This is a genomic window from Propionivibrio dicarboxylicus (assembly GCF_900099695.1).
Taxonomy (GTDB): Bacteria; Pseudomonadota; Gammaproteobacteria; order Burkholderiales; family Rhodocyclaceae; genus Propionivibrio; species Propionivibrio dicarboxylicus.
In genome coordinates this window covers 97,717-111,551 of sequence record NZ_FNCY01000013.1, presented here as the reverse complement: position 1 = coordinate 111,551, position 13,835 = coordinate 97,717, and the positions used below count along the sequence as shown (strand labels likewise).

The window sequence follows — 13,835 nt, the reverse complement described above, 5'->3', positions numbered from 1 at the left end:
CGTCGCCGGCGACGAAAAATCTTCCGGCGAGAAGCTTAGTTCGCCCCTTCCGCCCGATTTTCGCGTAAGGCCTCGGCGAGCTGGAAAACCGCCATGGCGTAGAAACTTGAACGGTTGTACCGGGTGATGACGTAGAAATTGTTGAAGCCGATCCAGTACTCCGTCGGTTGGTCGGGGGCGACGAGGTCGATCAGTGCCGCCGGCTGTTCGTCCATGCCTTCCCCTGAAGGAGGCACGGCGATGCCTTGATCAAGCAAGGTGCGCAAAGGAACCGAGGGTTTGATGCCGGCGGCGATCCAGGTTTGTGGATCGCCGGAAATGGTTGCCGGCAGGGCGATCGGCGCATTCGGCGTCCATCCATGCAATTGGAGGAAGCGGGCAACGCTGCCGATCGCATCGGTTGGGCTGCGGCTCAGGTCGATCCGGGCGTCACCGTCGAAATCCACGGCGTAGCGGCGCTGGCTGCTTGGCATGAACTGCGGAATCCCCATGGCGCCGGCATAGGACCCCTGGTAGCTGAGTGGGTCCGTGGCGTTTTCGCGGGCAAGCAGGAGGAATTGCTCCAGTTCGTTGCGGAAGAAGGGGGCGCGCGCCGGATAGTCGAACGCCAGCGTCGCCAGGGCTTCGAGAATCCTGAATTTGCCCATGTTGCGGCCGTATTCGGTCTCGACGCCGATGATCGCGGCGATGATTGCGCCGGGGACGCCATACAGCACTTCGGCGCGGGCGATTTCGGCCTGGTTTTCCTGCCAGAACTGAAGGCCGCGCTGGATTCGGCGCTCATTGACGAAGCGGTCGCGGTAACGCGGCCAGGAACGCTGTTGTTCCGGCGCTGCGGCGGGACGGATGGCCTTGAGAACGCTGGCGTTGCTGCGGATGGCGCTGAATTGTCGTGTCAGTGTGGTGCTGTCGAAACCGTGCTGGTCGCGCATTTCCGCGATGAATTCACGCACTTGCGGCTGCGCGCTGAAGGGCGGCGATTTTGTTTTCTCTGCGGCGATGGAAAGTGGGCACAGCAGGACCAACAGGCTGGCAAGAATGATGCGACCGGATGGAAGGCTCAAGTTGCAAGGCTCCGGGAATGTTTTGGGATGGGGGGCGGTGCGGTGCCGGGCTTTTGCCCGGATTGACGCGCCTTGCTCCCGATTTTACCCGAGCCGGGCGCGTCGGCAGCGGTTGACGTGGTTGAATGTGGCCGATCCTTGGCTTTTTTGTGAATTCTGTCAGCGAGAACGCCGCACTTGCGTTTTCATGCCGAGGGGATGCTCTCGATAGGCCATGATCATCGCTTGAATCAGAAGCGCCCCCGCTTTGCCTGCCTTCGGTTAGAATTCTCCCTTCAATCTCCAGGTGCCATGCCATGACTACTATTACGGGATCTATTGTTGCGCTCATTACGCCGATGCATGAGGACGGAAGTCTTGATTTGCCCGGCTTGCGCAAATTGGTCGATTTTCACGTGCAGGAAGGGACCGATGCCATCGTCGTCGTGGGAACGACGGGCGAGTCACCGACCGTGGATGTCGATGAACATCACGAACTGATCAAGGTCGTCGTCGAGCAGACCGCCGGGCGTATTCCGGTGATCGCCGGAACCGGCGCCAATTCGACGTCCGAAGCGATCGAGATGGCGGAATATGCCAAGGTCGTCGGTGCCGACGCGACGCTGTCGGTCGTTCCTTACTACAACAAGCCGACGCAGGAAGGGCTCTATCGCCATTTCAAGACGATTGCCGAAGCCGTCGATATTCCGGTCATCCTCTACAACGTGCCCGGGCGCACGGTGGCCGACCTGTCGAACGAGACGACGCTGCGGCTGGCGCAAATCCCGAACATCGTCGGCATCAAGGACGCGACCGGCAATATCGATCGCGGTTGCGAACTGATTGCGCGCGCGCCCGAAGGTTTTTCGGTCTACAGCGGTGATGACGCGACCGCCTGCTCGCTGATGCTGATGGGTGGCAAGGGCAATATTTCGGTGGTGGCCAACGTTGCTCCGCGCATGATGCACGAGATGTGCGCGGCGGCGCTCGCCGGCGATCTTGCGACGGCGCGGGCCCTCTATTTCCGGATGCTCGGCCTCAACCGCCAGCTCTTCTGCGAGGCTAACCCGATTCCGGTGAAGTGGGCGTGCCAGCAATTGGGCATGATGCAGGAAGGCGGCATCCGTCTGCCACTCAGCCCATTGTCGCCCGAGTGCCATGACCGTGTTCGCGCGGCCTTGCGTCAGGCGGGACTGTTGGCCTAACTGTTCTGATCTCCGGGTTATTCAGGAATATCGATGAAATTTGCATCCCTGCGCATTTCTCTGTGTGCTGTTTCCGTCGTGTTGGCGGGTTGCGGCACGATCAGTCTTGAGTCAAAAAAGATCGATTACAAGTCGTCTTCGTCGGTCAAGGTGCCGACGCTCGAAATCCCGCCGGATTTGACGACACCGTCGCGTGATGATCGTTATTCGGTACCGTTGCGCGGATCGGCGACGTTCTCGGAATACGCCAATGATCGCAACACCCAGGCGCGTGGTACGGAGAACAGTGCTGTGCTGCCGAAGGTCGACAAGGCCCGGATCGAACGTGCGGGAACACAGCGCTGGCTGGTGGTGGCCAGCGCACCGGATAAACTGTGGGATCAGATCAAGGAGTTCTGGCAGGAAACCGGTTTCCTGATCAAGCTCGAAATGCCCGAAGCTGGTGTCATAGAAACCGACTGGGCGGAGAATCGCGCCAAGATCGGTCAGGACTTCCTCCGCAACATGCTTGGCAAGGTCCTTGATTCGTTGTATTCAACCTCCGAGCGCGACATGTTCCGTACGCGGCTTGAGCCGGGCGCCGAGCCGGGAACAACCGAGATCTATATCAGTCATCGTGGCATGGTCGAAGTGTATACCACTGAGAGTAAAGCAGAAACGCGCTGGCAGCCGCGTCAGGCTGATCCTGAGCTTGAGGCCGAGATGCTGCGTCGCCTGATGGTCCGGTTTGGTACCGACCAGAAGCGGGCGGATGCGGAAATCGCGGCGACGAAGGATCGCGGCGTCGATCGGGCGCGTCTGACGCGTAGCAACGATGGTTCCGGCACACTTGAGGTGCAGGAGGCCTTCGATCGCGCTTGGCGCCGCGTCGGTCTGGCGCTCGACCGAGTTGGCTTCACCGTCGAGGATCGTGACCGCTCGAAGGGCTTGTTCTTCGTCCGCTACGTCGATCCGGAGTCGGAAAGCCAGAATAAGAAGGATGGAGTGCTGTCGAAGCTGGCGTTCTGGAAACCCTCGACCCCGCCGCCGCAGGAGCGTTTCCGCGTGTATGTGAAGGATGGCGGTACGCAGACGACGGTTCAGGTGCTTTCCAATGAAGGCGGCATTGCGCAGAACGATACGGCCAGGAAGATTCTCACGCTGCTCCACGAGCAGCTGAAGTGATGCGCTGAGGTGATGCGTTTTGCTTCGCTCGGAAGTGGCAGCCGGGGTAATGCTCTGGTTGTCGATTCCGGGAAGACGCGGGTGCTTGTTGATTGCGGATTTTCCGGCCGCTCGATGCTTGAGCGGCTCGGTCGCGTCGGCTTGGATGTTGAGTCAATCGATGCCTTGCTGGTGACGCACGAGCACAGCGACCATGTCTCGGGTGTTGTCCGCTTTGCCGCGCGTTTCGGGATTCCGGTTGTCCTGACGCACGGTACGCTTGCCGCGCTTGGCGAATTGCCTGCGGCCGCGCCGGCGTTTCGGGTGATCGACAGTCATGCAGCATTCGCACTGGGTGATTTCGAGATCCTGCCGTATCCGGTGCCGCATGACGCCCGGGAGCCCGTTCAGTTCGTGTTTTCAGACGGTGCCGCGCGTCTTGGCGTGCTGACCGATTGTGGGCGCATCACCCCGCATGTGGCCGAAGTGCTCGGCGGCTGCAACGCCCTGGTGCTTGAATGCAATCATGATCCGGATCTGCTGCGCGCTTCGTCCTATCCTGCGATGTTGAAGCGTCGCATTGCCGGCAATTTCGGGCATCTTGACAACACGCAGGCGGCAGGCTTGCTCGCGCAGGTCGATCAGCGTCGATTGCAGCATGTGGTTGCTGCGCATTTGAGCGAGGAGAACAATCGTCCCGAGCTTGCCTGCCAGGCCTTGGCGGCGGTATTGGGATGCGCGCCGGACTGGGTGGCGGTCGCCTCGCAGGAGAATGGCGTCGGCTGGCGCCAGTTGGGATGATGGCGGTCCGTCTGGACGGTCCGTCTCGTCGCTGTTGCCGCTGACAGGGCGGCGGGCAGGCAACAAAAAAGCCGGCACTGGGCCGGCTTTTTTGTTGCTGTAAAGCTGAATTACTTCTTGGCTTCGGCCGGAGCGGCTTCAGCCGGCTTGGCATCAGCAGCCGGGGCGGCAGCAGCCGGAGCGGCTTCGGCGGGCTTGGCATCAGCAGCCGGGGCAGCCGGAGCAGCAGCCGGAGCGGCCGGGGCTTCAACGGCCGGGGCGGGGGCCGGAGCCGGGGTTTCCTTCTTGCCACAGGCGGACAGGGCAACAGCGATCATGGCAGCAACGAGAAGCGAGTTTTTCATTTTCTGATCCTTGTTCATCAATAATTCGGGCGTTTCGGCAGCACCTTGACTGCCGGTTGGTTACCACATTTAACCAAGGGCCATTATACCCGAGCGCCATAAAGCGAAATTGCGTCTCATAAGGAGAAATTGAAGAGTTCTGTATGCTTTGTGTAACAACGTGCGGCCGGTCGCGTTGATGCGCCGGATGCGCAGCGGTTGCCGCGTATCCGGGCTTGGAGGTTATTTAGCGGTCGGCGTAGGAACGCTGGCGCGGCGCCGATGCGCCATTGGCAGGCCGCCCCTGGCGCTTGGCGGCGTCGAACTTTCCGGCGGCCGGCTTGCCCTGCGGGCTGCTCTTGCCGCGCTCGGCGCCGCGTGCGTCCTTGCCATGGCGGAAGGGCTTCGCGTCGCTGCGGGTACCGGCCTTGAAGCCGGGGCGATTCTTCGGCCGGGGCTTTGCTGCGGCCGGTTGCCGGACCGGTTCGTGGCCGGGGACGACCTCGATCGGGATGGCCTGGCGCGTAAAGCGCTCAATTTTGCGGACGTTGATCTGTTCGCGGTGGTTGACCAGCGAGATCGCCAGTCCGTTGCGCCCGGCACGGCCGGTGCGGCCGATGCGGTGCACGTAGTCTTCGGCGAACTTCGGCAGGTCGTAGTTGAAGACGTGGGTGATGTTCGGCACGTCGATGCCGCGCGCCGCCACGTCGGTGGCGACGAGAATGCGCACCTGGCCGCGGCGCAGCGCGTTGAGCGTGCGATTGCGCGCGCCCTGGTGCATGTCGCCGTGCAGCGGTGCTGCATTGAAACCGGCGAGGTTGAGACGGTCGGCCAGCGTGTCGGCGTCGCGCTTGGTGGCGGTAAAGACGACGGCCTGGTCGATGTCGGCATCGCGCAGCAGGTGGTCGAGCAGGCGATCCTTGTGGGCGAGATCGTCGACGAAGTGCAGGCGCTGTTCGATATTTTCGTGACGGCTGTGCACCGCGGCGATTTCAATGGTCTGCGGATCGCGCGTGACGCGGCGGGCCATCTGGCCGACGGTGCCGTCCAGCGTCGCCGAGAAGAGCATGGTCTGGCGCGTTGCCGGCGTGGCGGCGACGATCGTTTCGATGTCGTCGATGAAGCCCATGTCGAGCATCCGGTCGGCTTCGTCGAGGACGAGGATTTCAAGCTGGGAAAAGTCGATCTTGCCCGATTGCATATGGTCGATCAGGCGGCCCGGCGTGGCGACGAGGATGGCCGGATTGCGCGAGAGCAGTTCCATCTGTTTCGGGTAGGGCATGCCGCCGAGGATTGCCACGGCCTTGAGGAAACGCAGCGGGCCGGCATACTTATCGGCGGCGGTGGTGACTTGCAGCGCCAGTTCGCGCGTCGGCGTCAGCACCAGCATTTTCGGCGTTGCCGCCTGGAAGCGGGGGCGGGCGTTGCGGGCGCGCGCCGACTGGCGTTCCTGGTTGGGGGTGCGCGCTTCCTTGGGCGGACGCGGGCGGTTGGCCAACGCGTGCAGTGCCGGCAGCATGAAGGCGGCGGTCTTGCCCGAGCCGGTCTGCGAGGTAACCAGCAAGTCGTGTCCGGCCATCGCGGCCGGGATGGATTGCGCCTGGACCGGCGTCGGCTCGGTGTAGCCGGAGGCTGTCAGTGCTTGAAGGATAGCGTCATGAAGTCCGAGTTCTGCAAATGTCATCTGATTCTTTCATTGGGCGACGGCGCGCGAGCGCCATCAAGCGGTGTTCGCACGTGCGGACACCTGGAAATGCAACGCCAACCAACGAAACAGCGATGAACGACTCCGCCGGGGCGGAAGAATTCGGGACTTTTCGGCACAGTAAAGCTTTGTGCCAGTGCGGCGTCTACCAACGACGCCAGGAGGCAGGAGGGCTTTTGGGATGCGAACGGTTCGCGAAGCGCGGTTCGAACGGCAGCAGCAGCCCCCGAACGAAGCGGCGCATTATATCAGGCGCCGCTCTCCGGCGTCCGAACTCTTTGTGGCGTTTTCGTAACCGCCTCGGCGGCAAGCGCCGACCACAGCGCCGGCGAGAAGATTTCGGTGACCAACAGACGTTGCGTGGCGAAAGCGAAGCTCGAGCGCCGCGCCCAGAGTGTTGTGTCGGGGGCGATGCCGAGTGCTTCGACGGCACGTCGATGCAGGTTGCCCCGCCGGTCGATCGGTTGGCAGAGCAGCGGCGTGCGGGAAAAGCCGGGATGCCGGAACAGCATGCTGCCGAGCGAGCGGTTCCCGAGTCGGGCGATCCAGCGTGTGAGCGGCCCGCGTGGTTGCGTCGGCAGTACCGTGTGGGCGAAGACCAGCGGCGTGCCATCGACGCTCAGCACCACTTCGCGAATCCGGGCCTGCTGCGTCGGGCCAAGCCCGAACAGCGCGGCTTCGTCGGCTGTGGGCGTCGCGAGCCCTTGTGCCACGACGCGCAAGGAAAACTTGCCGCGGCGCTGCAAGCGCGCCGTCAGCGAGCCGTCGTCAAGCAGCCACTGCCGGAACGCGGCGGGGCGACGCGGGCCGGGCCAGTGACGTCGCCATGGCTTGCGGGAAGGTGCCGCCACGGATTATTGCGGTGCTGGCGCGGCGTCGATGCCGCCGATGCGGATGCCGGGCGCGAGGCCCTTGCTGGCGAACCAGGCCTTGTTCATTTCGAGTGCGAAGCGGGCGGGCGCGGCGGCGCAGTGGTTGTTCTCGGTTTGCGGCTTCATTTCCTCGATGTTGAGGATTTTGCCGTCGTCATCGAGGAAGGCGACCGACAGCGGGATGAGCGTGTTGCGCATCCACATGCAGTGGCGATCCTTGAACGCGAAGACGAAGAGCATGCCCTGATTGGCGCCGAGGCTGCGGCGGTGCATCAGTCCCTGCATTCGATTGGCTTGGTTGGCGGCGACCTCGGCTTCAATGCGATGGAAGCCGGCGCGCAGTTCCATGACCGGAAATTGCTGAGCCAGGACGGCGGGGGCGGCCAGCAGCAGGAAGCTGCCAAGCAGGGTCGAGGGGTGGGGCATGATGGGGCTCTCCGGAATTCTGTAGTGGACCGGCCTACTTGTGCGCACGGGGCTTTTTCGCCGCACTCTGCGGATGGTTCTTGGCGCTGGCCGCGGGTTTGCCCGCCGGGGGTTTTTTCGCTTGGTTCGCGGGTTTCGGGCGCGGGGCTTCGGCGGTGAACGTGACCGGCGCATTTTCATTTTCGGCCGCCTTGGGCAATGCGGTAACCGATTGGCTCATGGCCAGGGTCATCAGGGCAAGGACGGTCCGTACAAGCGGGCTGGCCGAATGGGCAAGGATCGAAATCATGGGCGTCTGCATGGCATGCGAGTCGTGTTTCAGGTCAGCGCAGCATTGTAGTCCAGCCGGGCGATGGCGTGTCGGTCGGTTGCATCGGCGCCGATTCCGCCGGATCATAGGCGCCTTTCGCGCAGGGCGTCGGGTTGAGTGAGCGATTGCCCGAGGAACGCGGACGAGGATCTTGATGAACATCTTGCTGATACTGGGCGCGTTGACCGGGCTGGTCATGGGGCTGGCGGGTGCCGGCGGCGGTGTGCTTGCCGTGCCGGCGCTGGTCAACGGCATGGGTTGGACGATGCAGCAGGCGGCGCCGGTGGCGCTGTTCGCCGTGGCGACCGGCGCCGCGCTCGGCGCCTACGAAGGCTTTCGGCGCGGACTGGTGCGCTATCGGGCGGCCTTCGTCATGGTCCTGTGCGGGCTGCCGATGACGCCGCTCGGCGTCGCCGCGGCGCATGCCTTGCCACAGCGCTGGCTGCAGTGGTTTTTCTCGGTGGTGCTGCTGATCGTCGCTGCGCGCCTGATCCGTCAGGCCTTGTCCGGCGGCGCCCCGGCGACCGGGCGGAAACTGGCGAACATCGACCCGGCGACCGGGCGATTTCGCTGGAACTGGACGAGCGGCGGGCTCTTCGCCGGGGTTGGCGTTTGCGCCGGTTTCCTCAGCGGCTTGCTTGGCGTCGGCGGCGGGTTCTTCATCGTGCCGGCGCTGCGCCGTTTTACCGACGTGACGATGCACGGCGCCGTGGCGACCTCGCTGCTGGTGATCGCGCTGGTCAGTTCGGGCAGCGTCGCGTCGGTCTTGTCGCGCGGCGACACGCTGCCGCTCGGCGCCACGTCGGTCTTCGTCGCCGCCACGGCCGCCGGCATGCTCCTCGGTCGCTCGCTGTCGTCCCGACTGTCCGATGCGGCGATCCAGCGCGGCTTCGCCCTGCTGCTGCTGGTGGCGGCAGCACAAATGATGGCGAAGGCCGCGTTCGCTTAACCGAGAACACAGCCTAAGCGCGTGGGGCGCGTTGGCGCCGTTTGCGCATGCGCAGGTTGAGCATTTCCACGCCCAGCGAAAACGCCATCGCGAAGTAGATATAGCCCTTCGGTACATGGAAGCTGAAACCGTCGGCGACGAGGGCGACGCCGACCAGCATCAGGAAGGAAAGGGCCAGCATCTTGATCGTCGGGTTGGCCGAGACGAAGTCGCCGATGGCGCGGGCGAACAGCATCATCAGCAATACCGAGACGATGACGGCGGCAACCATCACGGCGATCTGGTCGGCGAGACCGACCGCGGTGATGATCGAATCGAGCGAGAAGACGAGGTCCACCATCATGATCTGGACGAGCACTGCGGCGGTCGTCACCGGCGCCCGGTTGGCCGTATGGCTCTCTTCGTCGCCAATGACGAGGTGATGGATCTCCTGCGTGCTCTTCCATAGCAGGAAGACGCCGCCGCCGAGGAGAATCAGGTCGCGCGGCGAGAAATCCTGGCCGAACAGCGAGAACAGGCTGGCGGTGGCGCCGACGATCCAGGACAGCACCAGAAGCAGGGCGATGCGCATGATCATCGCGAAAAACAGTCCGATGCGGCGGATTTTCTCGCGCTTTTCCGCAGGCAGTCGATCGACGAGTATCGAAATGAAGATGACATTGTCGATGCCGAGGACGAGTTCGAGCGCGGTCAAGGTGAGAAAAGCGATCCAGGCCGCCGGGTCGAGCAGGGATATCGGTATTTCCATGATGTCTGATTCCTTTGCCGGGTTCGGCGATTTCGTCGGTCAATCGAATCCAGACCGCTTGGTGATTGCATTCGTTCCCCGACGGTGCCGGGTCGTCGGGAAACGATGACAATGTTTTGTGCCGTGTGTGGAATATTTCCTATGCCGGAAAGATCTTCTCGTCTAGCGTTCGTCTTCATGTTGTCTATAAATTCCGGCGGATTGCCTTGAGGCGTATGTCGGGAGGAGGCCGGACTTTAATTATCGGCACCTTGTGAGCGGAAAAAGAAAATGGGTGGCATTGGGGGGGGGATGAATTTTCTTTTTGTGCATCAGAATTTTCCGGGACAGTATGTACATCTGGCGAGGCGCCTGGTCGCAGAAGGCGGGCATCGCGTTGTTGCGCTGACGCAGCGCTCTGACACGGTGGTGAAGGGGGTCGGGAGAGTCTTGTATCAGCCGCCGCGGCCGCCGGCCAGAAATGCGCACCATTACCTGCGCGGTGTCGAGGCTGGTGTGCTCAATGCCCAGGCGGTTGCGCGTGCCGCGCTCGAGCTCCGGAAGTCCGGGTTTGTTCCCGATGTCATGCTTGGCCACAACGGTTGGGGCGAAATCTGGTACCTGAAGGAAGTTTTTCCGATAGCGCCGCTGATCGGTTTTTTCGAGTTCTTCTATCATGCGCACGGCGCCGATGTCGGATTCGATCCGCCCGAACCTGTGTCGTTCGATACGGGACCGCGCATCCGTACCAAGAACATCGGCAATCTGCTCGGGCTGGAAGCCTGCGATCTCGGACTCTGCCCGACCCAGTGGCAATTTACCCGCTATCCCGAACGGTTCAGGCCGATGCTCCGCGTCGTTCATGACGGGATCGATACGGATCTCGTCCGGCCGGATCCGGGCGTCTCGCTGACTCTGCCGATCGGTCCGGCCGGGCAGGGCATTTCCATCCATCAGGGCGACGAGATCGTGACCTATGTCGCCCGTAATCTTGAGCCTTATCGCGGTTTTCCGAGTTTCATGCGTGCGCTGCCCGAAATCCTTCGGCGGCGTCCGGCGGCCCGGGTATTGGTCGTCGGCGGCGACGACGTCAGTTACGGCAGCCGGCTTCCGTCAGGCACGAACTATCGGAAAAAAATGCTGGAAGAATTGGGCGGGGCGATCGACACGACGCGCGTGCATTTTCTCGGCAAAGTGCCTTATCCGACGTTCTTGGGCATCCTTCAGGTTTCTGCCGTCCACGTCTATCTGACCTATCCCTTCGTTTTGTCCTGGTCGATGCTCGAAGCGATGGCAGCGGGTTGTCTCGTCGTCGGTTCGCGGACGCCGCCGGTCGAGGAAGTCATTGAAGACGGCGAAAACGGTCTGCTCGTGGACTTTTTCAATTACGACGACATCGCCGGGCGGGTGCTCGCGGCCCTGGACGACCCGGGGGCGTTCACCACCCTGCGTGAGAACGCGCGCCGCACCGTCGTCGAACGCTACGATCTCAATCGGATCTGCATGCCGGCGCAGATGCGCCTGATCGCCGAGGCCATGGCGAAATAGCGCGAGACTGGTGAACGTCCTGTTGACGATCCGGTGGCCTGGCCGGATCCGGTGTTTTCGCTAACGTTCATGTTGGCGCGACTTTTGTTGTTTTTTTGTCGTCCGCTTTCGTGCCTCGGGCAGCCCTTGGATTGCGCTCGGTCGATCTACGACTTAAGTCATGTCGCGTTATGACAAAAGTCGTATTCTCATGAATTGACGTATTTATTTGCAAAAAATTATTGTATTTACATGTGCTAGCATGCCATTCGTCTAGCGTCATGGACGTCTTCAACGCATCTGCTGGCAGTTTTCCTTTTCGATCATCGTTCAACTCCCGGAGGCATCGATGGGTATTCAGGAAAGTTTTGTTTTGGCAGCATTGTGCGCGATCCCTGAGTTGGCAACCGATGCGTTTGGGGAAGATGCGACGGCCGACAGCGACGAGAAGAGCACGTCCGCTGCCAAGCTGTCGGAAGGGCTCATGTCGATCTTCCATGGGTGTGCTGACGTCTGGTGATGGAGCGCCGCATCAGGCGCTGAGTGGCAGGTGAGTCGTTTATGGATATGGCCGTTGAAAAGTCGTCGTCAAAGGTGTCGCACAAGCTGTTGGAAGCGCTTGAAGAGCGGATCATTACCGGCGCCTATTCTCCTGGTATGCGATTGGATGAAACGGAACTCGCTGCCGAGTTCTCGGTATCTCGTACGCCGGTTCGCGAAGCCCTGATTCATCTGTCGACGCTGGGTCTTGTCGAACTTCGCCCGCGGCGCGGCGCGGTGGTTGCCGAGGCTTCGCCCAAGCGCTTGTACGAGATGTTCGAAGTCATGGCCGAGCTTGAAGCGATGAGCGTGCGCCTGGCAGCGCGGCGTCATACCCAGAACGATCTGCATCAGATCGAAGCGGCGCTTGCCGCCTGCGAGCGGGCCCTGGAGCATGGCGATATCGACGCGTATTACGCAGAAAACGAGCGCTTTCACCGGGCGATCTACAGTGCGAGCCACAACCGCTTCCTTTTCGAGAGCGCGATATCGATCAGTCGTCGGCTCGGCGCCTATCGCCGCCTGCAGTTGCGTCTGCGCGGGCGCGTGCGCCGCTCGTACGATGAGCACGCCGGTATTTTGCGTGCACTGGCGTGCGGCGACGGCGATGCGGCCGCCGACATCATTCATCGGCACGTGGTCATCCAGGGCGAGCATTTTGCCGATCTTCTGGCGACGCTGGTCGATGCTTAGCGGTTTGCAAGGGCGGTTGCTGCATTGTGTGCAAACCCCCGTGTAACCAGCGCTTGATTGCGATTTCCGGGCGCTGAAAGCACTTCGCGCCGCGCCCTTGCGTGTCGTTGATCGCCGACTTGCGCCCCGGTTTCCGCCTGGGATATAGTGCCTCGTCATTTCCCCCGGTGTTGAACCCGTGATGCGATCGATCGGCCGAAGGCCCGTCGTCGCGCCTGTCGGGGTGGGCCGGATCGGGATGGACCGGTGGTGTGTGCCTGAATTCTAGCGAGAGCGATTATGGACAGTGACAGCGTGCGGCCGTATGTCTGGCGTACCGATTTCGAACTCGGTATTCCGCTCATCGACGATCAGCATCGTGTGCTGGTCAAGATGATCAACGAGGCTCATCACCGGTTGAACGGCGATCCGTCGGCGGCCGAAGTGTCGGAGATCGTGAACGGGTTGCTCAGTTATGCCGATTACCATTTCGAGACCGAAGAGCGTTATGCCGTTGAGTACGGCTACGATCGTGCGCATGGCGTTGCCTATGCCGAACATATCAGCGAGCATCGCGCTTTTGCCCGCGACGTCGCCGACGTCGCCCGGCGACTGGCGGCCGGCGAGAGGGTCGAAACGCCGGCCTTGCTGACCTATCTCAGGCGTTGGTTGACCGACCATATTCTCGAACTCGACCGCCGGATTGGCGATTTCGCCGGCGCCTTGGACTGACGCCGTGTCGGCGTCCGCGACCGGCTGCGGCGGCTGAATCGGCCTCATGGCCGACGTCATGACGATTTTGCCGGACCTGGCGCCCTTGGCGCTGGCTTGTCTCGTCGCTTTTCTCGCTTCCGTGCTGGGCGGACTGTCGGGCTTCGGCACCGGGCTTGTCCTGCCGGCTTTCCTGGCGCCCTTGGTCGGCGTCGGCGCCGTCGTCCCGGTGATGGCGGTCGCCATGCTCTTCAACAACGGCGGCCGTGTTTTCGCTTTCTGGCGGGATATCGAATGGACGCATCTGCGGCGCATGCTGTGGCTCGGCCTGCCTGGTTGCGTCGCCGGTGCATACGGATACACGCTGCTGAGCAGCGACGCGATCGCGCTCGGGCTTGGCGTCTTCCTGCTCGCCAGCGTCCCGCTCAGGCGCGCGCTGCGTGCGGCGAATCTCCGCTTTTCGCCGGCGCTGCAGGTGGTCGCCGGTGGCGGCTTCGGTTTCGTCAACGGCGGGATGTCAGGCGCGGGCATCCTGCTGATCTCCTTCCTGATGGCGGCGGATCTTGCCGGCAGCGCGCTGATCGCCACCGACGCCCTGATCTCCTTCATCATGGGCGTCGCCAAGGTGGCCTTGTTCGGCAGCCTGGCGGCGCTGTCCGCGTCGCAGGTCTCGATCGGACTCGTGGTCGGCGTTTGCACTGCGCCGGGCGCCTTCGTTGCGCGCTGGCTGCTTCGGCGCATTCCTGCCGGTCTTCATGCCTGGATCATGGAGGCGGTCGTGATGCTTGGCGCGGTCTCGCTGCTTCGGCAGGGATTCTGACCCTCCGGCCCGATGCGGCGCGCAGTGGCTTGCTTTCGTGGCCGGCGATCCGTCTGGCGAA

The 13,835-nt window shown here is 62.5% G+C and carries 16 protein-coding genes; 9 read left to right on the top strand and 7 right to left on the bottom strand.

Annotated features, from left to right (window positions below; all coding sequences use genetic code 11):
* Positions 1 to 35 precede the first annotated feature (35 nt).
* Positions 36 to 1,064, bottom strand: a complete 1,029-nt coding sequence (gene mltB / locus BLR25_RS14725) for a lytic murein transglycosylase B (RefSeq protein ID WP_091938646.1) — start codon at positions 1,062 to 1,064, stop codon at positions 36 to 38.
* 296 nt (positions 1,065 to 1,360) lie between these two features.
* On the opposite strand from mltB, the gene dapA reads away from it, so the two are divergent.
* Genes dapA through BLR25_RS14710 form a run of 3 tightly spaced genes read left to right on the top strand, consistent with a single transcriptional unit; the run spans position 1,361 to position 4,192 of the window.
* Positions 1,361 to 2,248, top strand: a complete 888-nt coding sequence (dapA, locus tag BLR25_RS14720; RefSeq protein ID WP_091938645.1) for a 4-hydroxy-tetrahydrodipicolinate synthase — start codon at positions 1,361 to 1,363, stop codon at positions 2,246 to 2,248.
* A 33-nt stretch (positions 2,249 to 2,281) separates the two neighbouring features.
* The gene (gene bamC / locus BLR25_RS14715) at positions 2,282 to 3,412 is read left to right on the top strand and encodes an outer membrane protein assembly factor BamC (RefSeq protein WP_091938644.1); all 1,131 of its coding nucleotides are present in this window, start codon (positions 2,282 to 2,284) and stop codon (positions 3,410 to 3,412) included.
* A 12-nt stretch (positions 3,413 to 3,424) separates the two neighbouring features.
* On the top strand, positions 3,425 to 4,192 hold the full coding sequence (locus tag BLR25_RS14710; protein WP_091938643.1) for an MBL fold metallo-hydrolase: 768 nt from the start codon (positions 3,425 to 3,427) through the stop codon (positions 4,190 to 4,192).
* A gap of 110 nt (positions 4,193 to 4,302) precedes the next feature.
* On the opposite strand, the gene BLR25_RS14705 is transcribed toward BLR25_RS14710, so the two are convergent.
* From BLR25_RS14705 to BLR25_RS14685, 5 genes are all read right to left on the bottom strand, one after another.
* A complete protein-coding gene (locus BLR25_RS14705; protein ID WP_245715573.1) occupies positions 4,303 to 4,554 on the bottom strand; it encodes a hypothetical protein in 252 nt (83 codons plus the stop codon).
* A gap of 208 nt (positions 4,555 to 4,762) precedes the next feature.
* Positions 4,763 to 6,199 (bottom strand): DEAD/DEAH box helicase, encoded by a 1,437-nt coding sequence (locus BLR25_RS14700; RefSeq protein ID WP_091938642.1) that lies wholly within the window; start codon positions 6,197 to 6,199, stop codon positions 4,763 to 4,765.
* Positions 6,200 to 6,468: 269 nt separating this feature from the next.
* Positions 6,469 to 7,071 (bottom strand): chorismate--pyruvate lyase family protein, encoded by a 603-nt coding sequence (locus BLR25_RS14695; protein WP_091938641.1) that lies wholly within the window; start codon positions 7,069 to 7,071, stop codon positions 6,469 to 6,471.
* Positions 7,072 to 7,074: 3 nt separating this feature from the next.
* Positions 7,075 to 7,518, bottom strand: a complete 444-nt coding sequence (locus BLR25_RS14690; protein ID WP_091938640.1) for a DUF192 domain-containing protein — start codon at positions 7,516 to 7,518, stop codon at positions 7,075 to 7,077.
* Between the two features lie 34 nt (positions 7,519 to 7,552).
* Positions 7,553 to 7,807, bottom strand: coding sequence for a hypothetical protein (locus BLR25_RS14685; protein ID WP_143009875.1), 255 nt, complete (start codon positions 7,805 to 7,807; stop codon positions 7,553 to 7,555).
* Between the two features lie 175 nt (positions 7,808 to 7,982).
* Here BLR25_RS14685 and BLR25_RS14680 point away from each other — a divergent pair, with 175 nt between their 5' ends.
* The gene (locus BLR25_RS14680) at positions 7,983 to 8,777 is read left to right on the top strand and encodes a sulfite exporter TauE/SafE family protein (protein ID WP_091938638.1); all 795 of its coding nucleotides are present in this window, start codon (positions 7,983 to 7,985) and stop codon (positions 8,775 to 8,777) included.
* A 13-nt stretch (positions 8,778 to 8,790) separates the two neighbouring features.
* On the opposite strand, the gene BLR25_RS14675 is transcribed toward BLR25_RS14680, so the two are convergent.
* Positions 8,791 to 9,525 (bottom strand): TerC family protein, encoded by a 735-nt coding sequence (locus BLR25_RS14675; RefSeq protein ID WP_218122760.1) that lies wholly within the window; start codon positions 9,523 to 9,525, stop codon positions 8,791 to 8,793.
* Between the two features lie 291 nt (positions 9,526 to 9,816).
* Here BLR25_RS14675 and BLR25_RS14670 point away from each other — a divergent pair, with 291 nt between their 5' ends.
* The 5 genes from BLR25_RS14670 to BLR25_RS14655 all read left to right on the top strand — a co-directional run bounded on the left by BLR25_RS14670 (position 9,817) and on the right by BLR25_RS14655 (position 13,774).
* Positions 9,817 to 11,052: a glycosyltransferase family 4 protein gene (locus BLR25_RS14670; protein WP_091938636.1), complete on the top strand. Its 1,236-nt coding sequence runs from the start codon at positions 9,817 to 9,819 to the stop codon at positions 11,050 to 11,052.
* A gap of 328 nt (positions 11,053 to 11,380) precedes the next feature.
* Positions 11,381 to 11,551: a hypothetical protein gene (locus tag BLR25_RS21330; protein WP_176785914.1), complete on the top strand. Its 171-nt coding sequence runs from the start codon at positions 11,381 to 11,383 to the stop codon at positions 11,549 to 11,551.
* A gap of 41 nt (positions 11,552 to 11,592) precedes the next feature.
* Positions 11,593 to 12,264, top strand: coding sequence for a GntR family transcriptional regulator (locus tag BLR25_RS14665; RefSeq protein WP_091938635.1), 672 nt, complete (start codon positions 11,593 to 11,595; stop codon positions 12,262 to 12,264).
* Positions 12,265 to 12,543: 279 nt separating this feature from the next.
* On the top strand, positions 12,544 to 12,975 hold the full coding sequence (locus tag BLR25_RS14660; RefSeq protein WP_091938634.1) for a bacteriohemerythrin: 432 nt from the start codon (positions 12,544 to 12,546) through the stop codon (positions 12,973 to 12,975).
* Between the two features lie 46 nt (positions 12,976 to 13,021).
* Complete coding sequence (locus tag BLR25_RS14655; protein WP_091938633.1) at positions 13,022 to 13,774, top strand: sulfite exporter TauE/SafE family protein; 753 nt, start codon at positions 13,022 to 13,024, stop codon at positions 13,772 to 13,774.
* Positions 13,775 to 13,835 lie beyond the last annotated feature (61 nt).